Genomic DNA, 15,665 nt, shown 5'->3' on the forward strand with positions numbered 1-15,665 from the left:
ATTATGCTGTTACGCCTTTTCTTCCATCAGTTGTTGAGCCAGCGCCTTGAGCGCCGGCAGATATTTTTCATCAACAGGCGCAAACGGTTTACGACATAGCGGCACCGATACCACGTCCATATAATGCAGGACCGTTTTCAGGCCGCGGAATACGCCGGTTTTAATCAGTAAATCAATAACCTTATTGCACTCGGTTTGCAGACGCTGCGCTTTCGCCACATCGCCCTCACGTAATGCCTGAACAATCCCCTGATAACGCCAGCCCATAATGTTGTACGTGCTGCCGATACCGCCGTCCGCGCCCGCCAGCAGGCCGGAAGCGAAGATTTCGTCATAACCGTTGTACAGCACCAGATCCGGATGCGCACGGCGGATCTGCTCCATCTGGAAGAGATCGCCGGAGGTTTGCTTCAGCGCGCTCACGCCCGGTAATGTCACCAGCGTATTGATCTGATCGAGGGTAAGTTTTACACCGCTTAACGCCGGAATGTTGTATACCACCATCGGCAATCCATCTGCGGAATCAATGATTGCCCGATAATGGTCACAGTGCTCTTCAAAACTGAAAGGGTAATAAAAAGGCGTCACCGCAGAGACCGCATCAAAACCGTAACGCTTTGCGGCGCTGGCAAGCTGCTGGCTTTCTGCGGTGCTTACCGTCCCGACATGGGCGATCAGCGTGATTTTTCCCTTCGCCTCTTCGGCGACAATCTCCAGCACCTGCTCTCTTTCAGCAAGGCTCTGTACGAATGCTTCCCCGGTGGAACCGCCAACGTACAGCCCGTCGATACCCTGGCCGATGTTAAAACGCACCAGACGGCGCAGGCTTTCGCTATCCAGTTGCTGCTGATGATCAAATGGGGTCAACAACGCCGCCATTACGCCTTGCAATGCTTTTGCCATACCTACCTCTACGGATGATGAATATATTAACTACCTACCTTTATACCTGTTATACCAGATCAAATAAGCAGCAAATAATACAGAACGCTTATAGTGCGATCTGCTTCACTAAACTGGGATCGGAGGCGCGATCGCTACCGCATTTTTTGACTTTTTTTACCGAGCGCGTGCCAGGTAGCGGAAACGCTATTGAGGTGGGTTTGCAGAGCGCGATCCGCTTTATCGGGATCTCGCTGGCGAATGGCATCAACAATCACAATATGCTGTTGATAACTCACGTTATTATGTTCATGCAGCTCACGATCGGGAACGCTTGGGCGAGCGGCGATTAGCCAGTCCAGCAGAGCAACATGAATAGCCATAAAGATCGGATTGCCGGGAATTTCAGCCAGCACCCGGTGAAACTCGACATCCGAACGAATAAACAGCGCGTTGTCATCCAGCGACTGGCTATTAATTTCCAGCGCTTTCGTTAACAACGCGATCTGCTTGTCGGTGGCATGTTCCGCCGCATAGCGCACCAGGCTGGATTCAAAGAAAAGCCGTAGCTGTTCAAAGTGAGCGATGCCGCCAGGATGAGTAAGAAAATCTTTCGCCATACCCGACAGTTCGCTGATGATGGTATCAGCAGAGGGGCGCGAGACGCGGGCGCGTTCGCCGTTATTGATTTGCACCAGACCTTTACGCTTCAGCGCAGCTAACGCTTCACGCACGGAGGGACGTCCCACATTGAAGAAGGCCATTAATTCACGTTCAGACGGTAGCTGTTCTCCCTCGCCAAACTCATGACGGCGGATCATCTGCTCCAGCTCTTCCTCAACCATTTCAGACAGTTTTTTACGCGCCAGCGGACGGCGGCGCAAACTACGCCCGAGGGATGTCGGTGAATCTTCTGCTTGCGAATCAAATGCGTTCATAACGTCCATTCATGAGTGGTCGGTGGCAAATAATAGCAAGCTTATCGTAACACAGCTTCAAAAGCAGGGTGAACCCGCGAGGAGACCAAACAAAACAGGCCCTTCAGGGCCTGTTGATTATTTTACTACGCGTAGCGCCGGACGTCCGCCACGCGGCGGAGGCGGCTCGTCATCAGGGCTACTGTCGTCATCGTGGTCGGGCTTATCGCCATCAATGACGGACATCACGGTCTCGCTTTCCGCGCCTGCGGTATTGTCATCATCATTTAAGCTGACAACGTCTTCATCATAGGCGGCTTCAGGCTCAAACATAGTGCCTGCGCCGTTTTCACGGGCGTAAATCGCCAGCACCGCAGCCAAAGGCACAGAAACCTGACGGGGAACGCCGCCGAAGCGCGCATTAAAACGCACTTCATCATTAGACAGCTCCAGATTACCTACCGCCCGCGGCGCAATATTGAGGACGATTTGCCCATCGCGCGCATATTCCATAGGGACATGCACGCCAGGCAGCATCACATCCACCACCAGATGCGGGGTCAACTGGTTATCCAGCAACCACTCGTAGAAAGCACGCAACAGATAGGGACGACGCGGCGTCAACTGTGACAAATCCATACAGGTTAACCCCGACCGAGGCGCATTTCACGTTCAGCTTCGGTTAAAGAAGCCAGGAAAGAATCACGTTCAAAGACGCGGGTCATATAGCCTTTCAGCTCTTTCGCCCCTGCGCCGCTGAATTCAATACCCAACTGCGGTAAACGCCACAGGAGAGGCGCCAGGTAGCAATCAACCAGGCTGAATTCGTCGCTCAGGAAATACGGTTTCTGACCAAATACCGGCGCAATCGCCAGCAGCTCTTCACGCAGTTGTTTACGCGCAGAGTCGGCCTCGGAAGCAGACCCGTTTACGATGACGTTCATCAGCGTATACCAGTCTTTTTCAATACGGTGCATGTACAGACGGCTTTCACCGCGCGCGACCGGATAAACCGGCATCAGCGGCGGATGAGGGAAACGCTCATCCAGATATTCCATAATGATGCGAGATTCCCACAGGGTCAGCTCACGATCCACCAGTGTCGGAACGCTTTGATTCGGGTTGAGGTCAATCAGATCCTGAGGTGGATTGTCCTTTTCCACATGTTCGATCTCAAAACTAACACCCTTTTCAGCCAACACAATGCGGACCTGATGGCTATAGATGTCAGTAGGACCAGAAAACAGCGTCATTACCGAACGTTTGTTGGCAGCGACAGCCATGAAAACCTCCAGGTATATTCAGAATTTTTACTGCTACCAGCCACAATGTGACCAGCCAGATGTTATGTCACCCAGGGCGAAAAAAGCCATCATTGCTCAGAAACGAGACAAAAAATGAACATTCCCCGCTATTTGGGCAGAAAATTGGATGATAGTTTACCAGATTTTGTGACCTTTGTGGTGAGTCGATTCTGGAAATGAGGAAAAAGAGATATTCCTGGTCTGAAATGCTCGCCCCACCTGAGATATTGTCTTTCGCCTGTTATGCCTGTACTACCGGTGCGCCCCAGCCATCAAAACTGCCGCCATGTTTTTCAGCCAGATCGGTAAGCTGGCAAGTGATTTCTGTCATATGCCATTGTTGCGGAGCATCGGTGCTGATAAAAGACGCCATAAACCCCTGTTGCGGGTCATTCATTCGAATACTGACCAGCGTTATGCCATACGGTAATGCAGCAATATCTTGCGCCAGGTCACGCGCTGCGACTTCTGTAGGCAATGTCGCATAATAATCAATAGCGCGCGGAAGCGTCAGATCATCACCTTGTTCCTGTAATCCCCGGCACACACGGGAATCGTGTATCCAGTTCCAGTCGTATCGGGTTGGATACAAGAACTGGCGGTAAAAGTTTCCTTTATCATTGTGACTCTCTCTATAACTAAAAGAGATTTCCGGGCCACCAGCGAGCAATTTATCCAGCGTATTTTCCCAGTTAAGATCCTCTTCCGACATGAACACAAAATCGCGCCAGCCTTGTTGGGTAACCACACCCACCAGCCAGATCGGAAACGTCTTCCCCTTTTCATCAAGCCAGTCCTCTATACGATTTAAACGCTGTGTTTCATCGGGCTGCGGCAAACCATTTTCATAACAGTTGGTGTAATGAACACGTAAGAACCAGGTATGGATAAGGCGATCAAATTTTTCATCCTGAATGGCGCCAATATCCACACGTATACCCGTAACATGGTCATCCACCGTTGTTATAAAGAATTCCCATTTATTCGACAGCATTAACGACTCTTTCTTAGTAAACAATGCGTTAAAAAATCCCACTGTGACTTCCTTTTCTCTGAGCGTGCATGAAAGATGAATAAGATGAGAATAATGCTAAAGATAGGGAGGAAAAGAGACTGGATTCGGACTTTAGCCATAAAAAAACCCGCCGAGGCGGGTTTTTCGCTAACAGTTGTCTGCCGAAGCAGAAACCCATTAACGTTTGGAGAACTGCGGACGACGACGTGCTTTACGCAGGCCGACTTTCTTACGTTCAACCTGACGAGCGTCACGAGTAACGAAGCCAGCTTTACGCAGTTCGCCACGCAGGGACTCGTCGTACTCCATCAGAGCGCGGGTGATACCGTGACGGATCGCACCAGCCTGACCAGAGATACCACCACCTTTAACAGTGATGTACAGATCCAGTTTCTCAACCATGTCGACCAGTTCCAGCGGCTGACGAACTACCATGCGGGCAGTTTCACGACCGAAGTACTGTTCCAGAGAACGTTGGTTGATAACGATTTTACCGTTGCCCGGTTTGATGAAAACGCGAGCTGCGGAACTTTTGCGGCGACCAGTGCCGTAGTATTGATTTTCAGCCATTGCCTATAATCCCGATTAGATGTCAAGAACTTGCGGTTGCTGTGCCGCGTGGTTGTGCTCGTTGCCCGCGTAAACTTTCAGTTTACGGAACATAGCACGACCCAGCGGGCCTTTTGGCAGCATGCCTTTAACCGCGATTTCAATCACACGCTCAGGACGGCGGGCAATCATCTCTTCAAAGGTCGCTTGTTTGATACCACCGATGTGGCCGGTGTGGTGATAGTACACTTTGTCAGTACGCTTGTTGCCGGTTACAGCAACTTTGTCAGCGTTCAGAACGATGATGTAATCACCGGTATCTACGTGCGGAGTGTATTCCGCTTTGTGCTTACCGCGCAGGCGACGAGCCAGTTCAGTAGCCAGACGGCCCAGAGTTTTACCGGTCGCGTCAACAACATACCAGTCGCGTTTTACGGTTTCTGGTTTAGCTGTAAAAGTTTTCATTAAAAGCTTACCCAAATAAATAAGTTACACGTTGGTGAACACCCAAACGTTTTAAATAGTTGAGGTTCACACGACAAAGTCCGGTAAACCTACCCCCTCGGATATGTTTGGCCGGCACAGAGAAAGTTTGGGAAAAAACTCTCTTGTAACGTGGGGTCGCAGGATTATAGAGAAGTCCAGGTCAAAGATCGACCCCTTTTTGCGATTTGCCGCGGGTTTTGTTCAGGCCTGGTTCACCCTCCGGTAGGGGAGGTTGCACAGATATGATACCGCACAATGCCGGGGCGCTGCGCTTGTCCGGCTTACGGCATATGCTCCCGCTTGAGGTACTCCGCACTCTGCATCTCTTGCAGGCGCGACAGACAGCGCTGAAATTCAAACTTGAGCCGCTCCCCCTGATAAATCTCATATAACGGCGCGGCGGCGCTGACCACCAGCTTAACGTGGCGCTCGTAAAACTCATCCACCAGCGCAATAAAGCGGCGCGCTTCGTTCTCCATCAGCGGCGTCATGACCGGCACGTCAAACAGCAGAACCGTATGAAATAACCTTGAGAGCGCAATGTAATCATGCTGGCTGCGGGCCTCGACGCACAGCGTAGCGAAAGAGACCGCTAGCGTTTGGTTTTCAACGCCCAGGGTGGATAAAGGGCGATGATTGATTTCCAGCGTCGGAGCGTGCTCGCGCGCGGCCCCCGCTAACGCCAGCCACAGTTTATCCATTTGCCGCCGGGTTTCATCATTAAGCGGCGTTAGCCATAAATGGGCCTGCGTCAGCGTCCGCAGCCGGTAATCGACGCCGGCGTCCACATTCATAATGTCGCAGTGCTGTTTAATGGCATCGATAGCCGGCAGGAAGCGGGCGCGTTGCAAACCGTTGCGGTAGAGTTCATCCGGCGGAATATTGGAGGTCGCGACCAGCGTAATGCCGCGTGCAAACAGCGCTTTCATTAAACCGCCCAGCAGCATGGCGTCGGTAATATCGGTGACGAAAAACTCATCGAAACACAGTACGTCCGTCTCGGTTTTAAACCGATCGGCAATAATGTCTAACGGATCGATCTGTCCCTGTAACGCGGTAAGCTCTTCATGCACGCGCAGCATAAACCGATGAAAATGCAGACGTAGTTTTCGCTCGCCCGGCAGGCTGTGGTAGAAGAGATCCATGAGCCAGGTTTTGCCGCGCCCCACGCCCCCCCACATATACAGCCCGCGAACCGGTATTTGCGCGTCCGGTTCGTTTTTGCCTAATAATTTCCCCAGTCGCGCTATCAGACCGCCGGGTGGCGTAGCCGACGATTTTTTCGCGGTGAGCGCCTGATAAAGGGTTTCCAGACGGTCGACCGCCTCTTTCTGTACGTCGTCAGGCTGATGGGTGCCTTCGTTGAGTGCCTGGAGATAACGCGATGTAGGGGAAAGGCTTTGCATAATGTTATTGTTATTCCTTGAAAATCGATGTGCCGTCGTTCACGGCTGACGAAAAAAAGGCCGTTCTACACTACGCGATATGCTGTCGGGATTCCACTTCTACGGAATTAGCGGTTATAGTGGCATAATCAGGCGCGGGCATGGAGCCTGGAGCCAACACCCTACGGAAACATAAGACAACGGGAGATGTTCATGACCTGGGAATATGCGCTAATTGGATTAGTCGTCGGTATCATCATTGGTGCCGTGGCCATGCGTTTTGGTAATCGTAAGTTACGTCAACAGCAGGCATTGCAGTACGAACTGGAAAAAAACAAAGCTGAGCTGGAAGAGTACCGTGAAGAGCTGGTTAGCCACTTTGCCCGCAGCGCGGAACTGCTGGATACCATGGCGCATGATTACCGCCAGCTGTATCAGCATATGGCGAAAAGCTCCAGCAGCCTGCTGCCGGAAATGTCTGCGGAGTCGAATCCGTTCCGTAACCGTCTGGCGGAGTCTGAGGCGAGCAACGATCAGGCGCCAGTACAAATGCCACGTGATTATTCTGAAGGCGCGTCTGGCCTGTTACGTAGCGGCGCGAAACGCGATTAATCGCACGCCGTTAAGAAAATTATCGGGCGCATCGCTTGCGCCCTCTCTCTATCTTTCCTGTCCCAGCTATTATCATTGTTACCAGGCTGAAAATTCAATAACATCAATCTGTTTTGAATTGTCTATCCGTTCATTCAAGGTACGAGAGCAGCATCCATGAAAAAACACACCCAGCTGTTAAGTGCATTAGCGTTAAGTGTCGGATTAACTCTTTCGGCACCGTTTCCAGCCCTTGCATCGATACCAGGCCAGGTGCCAGGCCAGGCGACGCTGCCAAGCCTTGCCCCTATGCTGGAGAAAGTGCTGCCTGCTGTCGTCAGCGTAAAAGTCGAGGGAACCGCCGCCCAGAGCCAAAAAGTGCCGGAGGAGTTTAAAAAATTCTTTGGCGAGGATCTGCCAGACCAGCCGTCCCAGCCGTTTGAAGGACTCGGTTCGGGGGTGATTATCGATGCCGCGAAAGGCTATGTATTAACCAATAATCATGTGATTAATCAGGCACAGAAGATCAGTATTCAACTGAATGACGGACGCGAATTCGACGCGAAGCTGATCGGCGGCGACGACCAGAGCGATATCGCTCTGTTACAAATTCAGAATCCCAGCAAGTTAACGCAAATTGCCATCGCCGATTCCGACAAACTCCGCGTCGGCGATTTTGCCGTGGCGGTCGGTAATCCGTTTGGTCTTGGACAAACCGCCACCTCCGGGATTATTTCAGCGCTGGGACGCAGCGGACTTAATCTGGAAGGGCTTGAGAACTTTATTCAAACCGATGCCTCTATTAACCGCGGCAACTCCGGCGGCGCGCTGCTTAACCTGAACGGCGAGCTGATCGGGATTAATACCGCGATCCTCGCGCCAGGGGGCGGGAGCATCGGCATTGGCTTTGCTATTCCTTCCAATATGGCGCAGACGCTGGCACAGCAGTTGATTCAGTTCGGCGAAATCAAACGCGGATTGCTGGGAATTAAAGGCACTGAAATGACCGCTGATATCGCCAAGGCATTCAAACTGAACGTTCAGCGTGGCGCTTTTGTCAGCGAGGTTTTACCCAATTCAGGTTCGGCGAAGGCCGGGGTGAAATCCGGAGACGTGATTATCAGTCTTAACGGTAAGCCGCTGAATAGCTTTGCCGAACTGCGTTCACGTATCGCCACCACCGAACCGGGCACGAAAGTGAAGCTGGGCCTGCTGCGCGATGGTAAGCCGCTGGAGGTGGAAGTCACGCTGGATTCCAATACCTCTTCTTCCGCCAGCGCCGAAATGATCGCCCCGGCGTTGCAAGGCGCGACGTTGAGCGACGGCCAGCTGAAAGACGGGACGAAAGGCGTTAAGGTTGATAGCGTCGAAAAAAGCAGTCCTGCCGCGCAGGCCGGTTTGCAAAAAGATGATGTTATCATCGGCGTTAATCGCGATCGCATCAGTTCTATCGCCGAAATGCGCAAAGTGATGGCGGCAAAACCGTCCATCATTGCTCTTCAGGTAGTACGCGGCAACGAGAACATTTATCTATTGCTGCGCTAATCCTGTCTTAAACCGGGCATCAGCCTGCGATGTGATGTCCGGTTAACTCATGGTATGCTGCTGCCGTTCCCTTTTTTAACGACGCCTCCATCATGTTTGTGAAGCTCTTACGTTCGGTCGCAATAGGTTTAATTGTCGGCGCTATTCTGTTGGCCGTCATGCCTTCTTTGCGCAAAATTAATCCTATCGCCGTCCCGCAATTCGACAGTACCGATGAGACGCCAGCCAGTTATAATTTTGCGGTTCGCCGCGCCGCGCCTGCCGTCGTCAATGTCTATAACCGCAGTATGAACAGTACCGCGCATAATCAACTGGAGATCCGCACGCTGGGTTCCGGCGTGATCATGGATCAACGCGGTTATATTATTACCAACAAGCACGTGATTAACGATGCCGATCAGATTATCGTCGCGCTACAGGATGGCCGCGTCTTTGAAGCGCTACTGGTTGGCTCCGATTCGCTTACCGACCTGGCGGTGCTGAAGATCAACGCCACTGGCGGGCTGCCTACCATCCCGATTAATACAAAGCGTACACCGCATATTGGCGACGTCGTACTGGCTATCGGCAACCCATATAATCTGGGACAGACCATCACCCAGGGGATCATCAGCGCAACGGGTCGTATCGGCCTGAACCCGACGGGGCGACAGAATTTTCTCCAGACCGACGCCTCGATTAACCACGGTAATTCCGGCGGCGCGCTGGTCAACTCGTTAGGCGAACTGATGGGGATCAACACCCTCTCCTTTGATAAGAGTAACGATGGCGAAACGCCGGAAGGCCTTGGTTTTGCGATTCCCTTCCAGCTAGCCACGAAAATTATGGATAAGCTTATCCGCGACGGTCGCGTGATTCGCGGCTATATCGGTATTGGCGGACGAGAAATCGCGCCGCTGCACGCGCAGCAGGGTAGCGGCATGGACCCGATTCAGGGCATTGTCGTTAATGAAGTGACGCCAAACGGCCCCGCCGCGCTTGCCGGTATTCAGGTTAATGATTTGATTATTTCGGTCAATAATAAACCCGCTGTGTCCGCGCTGGAGACGATGGATCAGGTGGCGGAAATCCGCCCGGGCTCCGTCATTCCGGTCGTGGTAATGCGGGATGATAAGCAGCTCACGTTCCAGGTGACGGTGCAGGAATACCCGGCGTCGAACTAAAACGACGCGGCTTTTGCCCGCGTCGTTCGACGGCTAGTCAATGAAGACTGGCCCTGCCGGAAAATGCGCCAGGAAACTCGTGAAGATCAGCAGAGCGGGGAGACTTTTCTCCCCGACGGCCTCTTCACGCAGCGCCTTATCCAGTGTAAGCAGGCTGTGCTCCCCCCCTTCCCCCAGAATGCCGCCCATCCAGAGCAGTCGTTGCGCCTGTTGACGCGCATACTGCGATGCGCTTTTCCAGGCGACCAGATGCAGCAACGTTTGTAACAGCAGGATCCGAGACGCGTGACCATCGCGTTGTAATCGCCTGAATACGGGTAATGCAATACTACGTACCGTCGAGAAACCGCTCGCCGCCTCCCCCTCAATCGGCGATAAACCAACAGCCGCCTGTTTGACGAAATCGCATAACTGATTGTGTGTTAATGGCCGCTCGCCTGCGCTCATATACCCTGCGGCAAAACAGAGTAACCCGATACCCTGAGCCCAATCGGTCGATGGCAGAATCCCCTGCGGAACATTCGGTGCCGACGTCTGTGCGGCACAAAGCCCCTCGTCGTAACACTGTGCAAAACGTTGCTCATATATTGCTGAGTTGACGCCAGACCACGGCAGCAAATGCAGCGCTGGCTCAAGCTCAGTTATCTGATTCACCGTCTCAACAACATAATGCAAGATGGTTTCTCTGGATGGCATGGATGTACCTTGCCGAAACGCAACCATTTCACTCATTACTGTGTCCTCATTTTGCGGGAGCAGAATCACTGCCCCCGGTTAGATTGGATTACATCGCCAGCACGTATTTCAGCATCACGCCCGCCGCAATGGCCGAACCGATAACCCCCGCCACGTTCGGCCCCATCGCGTGCATCAGCAGGAAGTTCTGTGCGTCCGACTCCAGCCCCACTTTGTTCGATACGCGTGCCGCCATCGGCACCGCCGACACCCCCGCCGAACCGATAAGCGGGTTGATTTTGTTCTTACTGCACAGGTTCAGCAGCTTCGCCATCAGCACCCCGGCGGCAGTCCCGATACCAAAGGCAATCACCCCCAGCAGCAGAATGCCCAGCGTCTGCGGCTGCAGGAACTTGTCCGCCACCAGCTTCGCGCCCACCGACAGCCCGAGGAAGATGGTGACGATATTAATCAGACCGTTCTGTACCGTGTCGCTCAGACGCTCCACCACCCCGCTTTCACGCATCAGATTGCCAAAGCAGAACATCCCCAGCAGCGGTGCGGCGTCCGGCAACAGCAGGGCCACCAGCATGAGCAACACCACCGGGAAGAGGATTTTTTCCCGCTTGCTGACGGTGCGCAGCTGCACCATGCGGATTTTGCGCTCTTTCTCGCTGGTCAGCGCGCGCATAATCGGCGGCTGGATTAACGGCACCAGCGCCATATACGAGTACGCCGCCACCGCGATGGCCCCCAGCAGCTCCGGCGCCAGCTTGCCCGACAGGTAAATCGCCGTCGGGCCGTCCGCGCCGCCGATAATGCCGATGGCCGCCGCCTGCGGCAGGGTGAAGGAAATCAGGCCGAAGTAATTCAGCGTCAGCGCCCCCAGCACGGTGGCGAAGATGCCGAACTGCGCCGCCGCGCCGAGCAGCAGGGTGCGCGGGTTGGCCAGCAGCGGGCCAAAGTCGGTCATCGCGCCCACGCCCATGAAGATGACCAGCGGCGCGACGCCGGAGCCAATCGCCACTTTATAGAACAGCGCCAGCACCCCCGGCGTGTAGCCCATGTCCACCGCCAGGTTCTCCATCTGGCTCTGCACCGACGGCAGCGCCAGCGCTAATGCCTCTTTAATGGCGTGCACGTCCGGCGCGCAGTTAAGCTTCGCGGCAATCACCGCCAGCTGCCCGGCGTCGTGATGCGCCAGCAGGCTTTCCAGCGCGGTCAGCGCCATGCCCGCTTCCGGGATGTTGGAGAGCAGCCCGCCGAAGCCAATCGGCAGCAGCAACAACGGCTCGAACTTCTTCGCTATCGCCAGCCACAGCAGCAGCAGGCTGACCAGCAGCATGATGGCCTGGCCTGCGCCAAGGTGCATCAGCCCCATGCCCTGAAGCAGGGCGTTCAGACTTTCCATTTCAGTTCTCCGTTACGCCAGCGTCATCAGGGTGTCGCCCACGGAGACCGCGTCCCCGGACTTCACCGCGATACCGCGTACCGTCCCGGCCTGCGCGGCGCGGATTTCGGTTTCCATCTTCATGGCTTCCAGAATCAGCAGCACATCGCCTTCCGCCACCGTCTGGCCCTCAGTGGCAATCACCTTCCAGATGTTGCCCGCCAGCGGGGCGGTGACCGGGGTGCCGGCGCCTGCCGGGGCGGTGGCAGGAGCAGAAGAGGCAGCAGGTGCAGCCGCAGTGAGCTGGCTGATATCGCCGCCGTCGCTGACCTTCACCACAAAGGCTTTGCCTTCCACTTCCACGGTGTAGATACCGGAGGCGGCAGGCTTCTCTGCTTTTGCCACCGGCTGCGCGGCTTCCGCCTGCGGCAATGGCTCAAACGCCGCCGGGTTGTGGCGGTTTTCGAGGAATTTGAGGCCGATTTGCGGGAACAGCGCCACGGTGAGCACGTCGTCAATGGCGTTTCCCGCAAGCTGAATGCCCTTCTCCTGCGCCTGGCGCCTGACGTCCGCTTCCAGTTCAGCCAGCTCCGGTTTGAGTAAATCCGCCGGACGGCAGGTCACCGGAGCGCCCCCTTCCAGCACCCGCGCCTGCAGTGCCGCGTTCACCGGCACCGGGGTGTGGCCGTATTCGCCTTTCAGAATGCCCGCCGTTTCTTTGGCAATGGTTTTGTAGCGCTCGCCGGTCAGGACGTTGAGCACCGCCTGGGTGCCGACAATCTGTGAGGTCGGGGTCACCAGCGGAATAAAGCCGAGGTCCTCGCGCACGCGGGGGATTTCCGCCAGCACCTGGTCCAGCCTGTCCGCCGCGTTCTGCTGCTTCAGCTGGCCTTCCAGGTTGGTGAGCATCCCGCCCGGCACCTGGGCCACCAGAATGCGGCTGTCGTAGCCCTTCAGCTGGCCTTCAAAGGCGTGGTACTTTTTGCGCACCTCGCGGAAGTAGGCCGCGATGCTCTCCAGCTTCAGGATATCCAGCCCGGTGTCGTGCTCAGTACCTGCCAACGTCGCCACCAGCGCTTCGGTGGCCGGGTGGCCGTAGGTGGCGCTCATGGAGGAAATCGCCGTGTCCACGCCGTCGACGCCAGCCTCGATAGCCTTCAGCAGGGCCATCTCCGCCATCCCGGTAGTGGCGTGACAGTGCAGGTGCAGGCGCACCTCAAAACGTTTTTTGATTTCGCTGACCAGCTCATACGCCGCCATCGGCGTGAGAATGCCGGACATATCCTTGATGGCAATCGAGTCAACGCCGGTTTCCAGCAGCTGTTCGGTTAAATCCAGCCAGGTCTGCAGGGTGTGCGCCGGGCTGGTGGTGTAGGAGAGCGTGCCCTGGGCGTGCGCGCCGTGGCTGCGCACCGCCTGCAGTGCGGCTTTCATATTGCGCGGGTCGTTCATGGCATCGAAGACGCGGAACACATCCATGCCGTTTTTCACCGCGCGTTCGACGAAGCGTTCCACCACGTCATCGGCGTAATGGCGGTAGCCGAGCAGGTTCTGGCCGCGCAGCAGCATCTGCAGGGGAGTCTTCGGCATGGCTTTTTTGAGTTCGCGCAGGCGCAGCCACGGGTCTTCGCCGAGAAAGCGGATACAGGCGTCAAAGGTGGCGCCGCCCCAGCACTCCAGCGAGCCGTAGCCCACGTCGTCGAGCTGAGCGGCAATCGGCAGCATATCGTCAAGACGCAGGCGGGTGGCGAACAGGGACTGGTGGGCGTCGCGCAGGACGACATCGGTAATGGCAATAGTCATGGATCCCTCCGGAAATTAAGCGTTAAGGCGGTGATGGTGAATGGCGGCGGCAATCACCGGCTTTAAGCGGGTGAAGTCGTCCACGGCGGGAACGGCGCGCGGTGCGGGCGCGGCGACGGGTTCCGGGAAGAAGCGAGTAATCACGGCGGACATGCCGCGGATGGCGAAAATCAGCAGGAACAGAAACGCCAGCACGAACCCCATGCCGAGGAACATCAGGGTGAAGCCTTCACCTAATAGCAGAGCTGCATTAGTCATAAAATAGCCTTCAGGCAGGAGGCACGATAATGGGGCTATTTATGACGATGAAATAATAAGGGTGGATTTCCCTGAACCGCCCCCGGCCAGAGCCCTTGGTTATTATTATCGTCATAACGTATTACCACCATTATCGTGCAATTTACGTAATCAGGTTTATTTGATAAAACTTACGTTCTGGCATATTTCATCAGCGACGATCTCTTTACGCTGATTAAAAATAATTTTGTTCTGTTCAAACAGATTATTCCCATGGGTATCAATAGAAACAATCAGCGGGCCAAACTCTTTAACCCGACAGACCCACAGCGTTTCCGGCATCCCCAGATCGCGCCATTGGGCATCTTCAATTTCTTCCACGCACACGGCGGCTACAACCGCACAACCGGCAGGGAATACGCAGTGCAGCGCTTTGTGTTCAGCACAGCCCTCTTCGGTACCTTTACCCATACCGCCTTTACCCACAATTAATTTCACGCCGGTCTGCGCAATAAATTCTTTTTCGAATTTCTCCATACGCATGCTGGTGGTTGGTCCCACGGAGACCATTTCAAACTTATCGTCTTCGCCTTTAATTGGGCGGACAATGGGGCCAGCGTGTAAAATAGCGCCGCCGCGAACATCTACCGGAAGTTCGCGACCACCTTCAATTAAACGGCGATGGGCTACGTCACGGCAGGTAACAATATGACCGTTGAGATAAATAATATCGCCAGCCTTAATATCCGCTAAATCTTCATCTTTAATTGGCGTAGTCAGGATTTTTTTAGTCATCAGAAATTCACTCCGCTGTGAGACGTAATGGTGTAATTCAAATCTTTATCGAAAACGATATGCCCTTTACGGTGCGACCAGCAGCCGACGTTTACCGCCACGCCGATGGTAGAAGGATGACGCGCGGTGTTTTCAATGTTCACGCCCATAACGGAGGTATTACCGGACATCCCCTGCGGCCCCAGGCCAATTTTGTTAATGCCGTCTTCCAGCATTTTTTCCAGCGAGGCTGCACGCTCATTCTCGTTATGCGAACCGATCGGACGCATCAGCGCTTTTTTCGATAGCAGTGCCGCCGTTTCAACAGAGGTCGCTACGCCCACGCCAACCAGCAGCGGCGGACACGCGTTGAGGCCGTAGCTGGTCATCACATCCAGTACAAAGCGGGTCACACCTTCATAGCCTGCACCCGGCATCAGCACCATCGCTTTCCCCGGCAGAGAACAACCACCGCCTGCCATATAGGTATAAATGCTGCACTGATCGGAATTGGGAACGATCTCCCAGAAGACCGTCGGCGTACCTTTACCCACGTTTTTACCGGTGTTGTATTCATCAAAAGTTTCTACGCTGTTGTGGCGCAGCGGAGAATCTACAGTTGCTTTGATCACCGCCTCACGCAACAACGCTTCCAGCTCGCCAATCAGCGGAAAGTTCGTCCCGCACTCCACCAGAAACTGAATGACACCGGTGTCCTGGCAGGAAGGTCGATCCAGCTCTTTCGCCAGACGCTGGTTCTCAATCATGGTAGTAAAGATGACGTCGGCCAGTTTACTGGTCTCTTTCTTATGCAAATCTTCCAGTTTTGCAGTGACATCATCAGGCAAAACTTTGCCGGTATATCCCACAAACTTGGCCATAACGTCGGTCATATGGGATATCTGTTCACTTTTACTCATAAATGCTCCTTAGTCAGAACAGCTTCCGT

General features: G+C 54.5%; 17 protein-coding genes. 3 read left to right on the plus strand and 14 right to left on the minus strand.

The features are described from left to right. Positions 1 to 9: 9 nt before the first annotated feature. The 8 genes from nanA to zapE form a co-directional block, all read right to left on the minus strand. On the minus strand, positions 10 to 903 hold the full coding sequence (gene nanA / locus EOS97_RS07040; RefSeq protein ID WP_001029667.1) for an N-acetylneuraminate lyase: 894 nt from the start codon (positions 901 to 903) through the stop codon (positions 10 to 12). 134 nt (positions 904 to 1,037) lie between these two features. Beyond that, positions 1,038 to 1,829 (minus strand): transcriptional regulator NanR, encoded by a 792-nt coding sequence (gene nanR / locus EOS97_RS07045; protein ID WP_000382927.1) that lies wholly within the window; start codon positions 1,827 to 1,829, stop codon positions 1,038 to 1,040. 108 nt (positions 1,830 to 1,937) lie between these two features. Continuing rightward, positions 1,938 to 2,438 carry a ClpXP protease specificity-enhancing factor gene (gene sspB / locus EOS97_RS07050; protein ID WP_000366112.1) on the minus strand — a complete coding sequence of 167 codons (501 nt, stop codon included), beginning with the start codon at positions 2,436 to 2,438 and terminating at the stop codon, positions 1,938 to 1,940. A 5-nt stretch (positions 2,439 to 2,443) separates the two neighbouring features. Next, the gene (gene sspA, locus EOS97_RS07055) at positions 2,444 to 3,082 is read right to left on the minus strand and encodes a stringent starvation protein SspA (RefSeq protein WP_000257298.1); all 639 of its coding nucleotides are present in this window, start codon (positions 3,080 to 3,082) and stop codon (positions 2,444 to 2,446) included. A gap of 262 nt (positions 3,083 to 3,344) precedes the next feature. Then, positions 3,345 to 4,097 carry a DUF695 domain-containing protein gene (locus tag EOS97_RS07060; protein ID WP_077906546.1) on the minus strand — a complete coding sequence of 251 codons (753 nt, stop codon included), beginning with the start codon at positions 4,095 to 4,097 and terminating at the stop codon, positions 3,345 to 3,347. 198 nt (positions 4,098 to 4,295) lie between these two features. After that, the gene (gene rpsI, locus EOS97_RS07065) at positions 4,296 to 4,688 is read right to left on the minus strand and encodes a 30S ribosomal protein S9 (RefSeq protein WP_000829815.1); all 393 of its coding nucleotides are present in this window, start codon (positions 4,686 to 4,688) and stop codon (positions 4,296 to 4,298) included. A gap of 15 nt (positions 4,689 to 4,703) precedes the next feature. Then, positions 4,704 to 5,132, minus strand: a complete 429-nt coding sequence (rplM, locus tag EOS97_RS07070; RefSeq protein ID WP_000847559.1) for a 50S ribosomal protein L13 — start codon at positions 5,130 to 5,132, stop codon at positions 4,704 to 4,706. Between the two features lie 302 nt (positions 5,133 to 5,434). After that, the gene (gene zapE / locus EOS97_RS07075) at positions 5,435 to 6,559 is read right to left on the minus strand and encodes a cell division protein ZapE (protein ID WP_001191220.1); all 1,125 of its coding nucleotides are present in this window, start codon (positions 6,557 to 6,559) and stop codon (positions 5,435 to 5,437) included. 192 nt (positions 6,560 to 6,751) lie between these two features. On the opposite strand from zapE, the gene zapG reads away from it, so the two are divergent. From zapG to degS, 3 genes are all read left to right on the plus strand, one after another. Next, positions 6,752 to 7,150 carry a Z-ring associated protein ZapG gene (zapG, locus tag EOS97_RS07080; RefSeq protein ID WP_001519074.1) on the plus strand — a complete coding sequence of 133 codons (399 nt, stop codon included), beginning with the start codon at positions 6,752 to 6,754 and terminating at the stop codon, positions 7,148 to 7,150. A 156-nt stretch (positions 7,151 to 7,306) separates the two neighbouring features. Then, positions 7,307 to 8,674, plus strand: coding sequence for a serine endoprotease DegQ (gene degQ, locus EOS97_RS07085; protein ID WP_000716690.1), 1,368 nt, complete (start codon positions 7,307 to 7,309; stop codon positions 8,672 to 8,674). A 92-nt stretch (positions 8,675 to 8,766) separates the two neighbouring features. After that, entirely contained in the window at positions 8,767 to 9,837 is a 1,071-nt protein-coding gene (gene degS, locus EOS97_RS07090) for an outer membrane-stress sensor serine endopeptidase DegS (protein WP_000497705.1), read from the plus strand. Positions 9,838 to 9,870: 33 nt separating this feature from the next. Here degS and EOS97_RS07095 read toward each other — a convergent pair whose 3' ends face one another. From EOS97_RS07095 to ttdA, 6 genes are all read right to left on the minus strand, one after another. Then, a complete protein-coding gene (locus tag EOS97_RS07095; RefSeq protein WP_000602025.1) occupies positions 9,871 to 10,602 on the minus strand; it encodes a triphosphoribosyl-dephospho-CoA synthase in 732 nt (243 codons plus the stop codon). A gap of 19 nt (positions 10,603 to 10,621) precedes the next feature. Next, the gene (locus tag EOS97_RS07100) at positions 10,622 to 11,923 is read right to left on the minus strand and encodes an oxalacetate decarboxylase subunit beta (protein ID WP_023165833.1); all 1,302 of its coding nucleotides are present in this window, start codon (positions 11,921 to 11,923) and stop codon (positions 10,622 to 10,624) included. Between the two features lie 12 nt (positions 11,924 to 11,935). Continuing rightward, the gene (gene oadA / locus EOS97_RS07105) at positions 11,936 to 13,705 is read right to left on the minus strand and encodes a sodium-extruding oxaloacetate decarboxylase subunit alpha (protein ID WP_127836134.1); all 1,770 of its coding nucleotides are present in this window, start codon (positions 13,703 to 13,705) and stop codon (positions 11,936 to 11,938) included. A gap of 15 nt (positions 13,706 to 13,720) precedes the next feature. Next, positions 13,721 to 13,963 carry an oxaloacetate decarboxylase subunit gamma gene (locus EOS97_RS07110; protein WP_000180120.1) on the minus strand — a complete coding sequence of 81 codons (243 nt, stop codon included), beginning with the start codon at positions 13,961 to 13,963 and terminating at the stop codon, positions 13,721 to 13,723. A 156-nt stretch (positions 13,964 to 14,119) separates the two neighbouring features. Next, on the minus strand, positions 14,120 to 14,737 hold the full coding sequence (gene ttdB / locus EOS97_RS07115; protein ID WP_000162405.1) for a L(+)-tartrate dehydratase subunit beta: 618 nt from the start codon (positions 14,735 to 14,737) through the stop codon (positions 14,120 to 14,122). Next, positions 14,737 to 15,636, minus strand: coding sequence for a L(+)-tartrate dehydratase subunit alpha (ttdA, locus tag EOS97_RS07120; RefSeq protein ID WP_000045349.1), 900 nt, complete (start codon positions 15,634 to 15,636; stop codon positions 14,737 to 14,739). The genes ttdB and ttdA overlap by 1 nt, the downstream gene beginning before the upstream one ends. Between the last annotated feature and the right edge of the window lie 29 nt (positions 15,637 to 15,665).

Source organism: Salmonella sp. SSDFZ54 (genome assembly GCF_004010735.1).
Classification (GTDB): domain Bacteria; phylum Pseudomonadota; class Gammaproteobacteria; order Enterobacterales; family Enterobacteriaceae; genus Salmonella; species Salmonella enterica.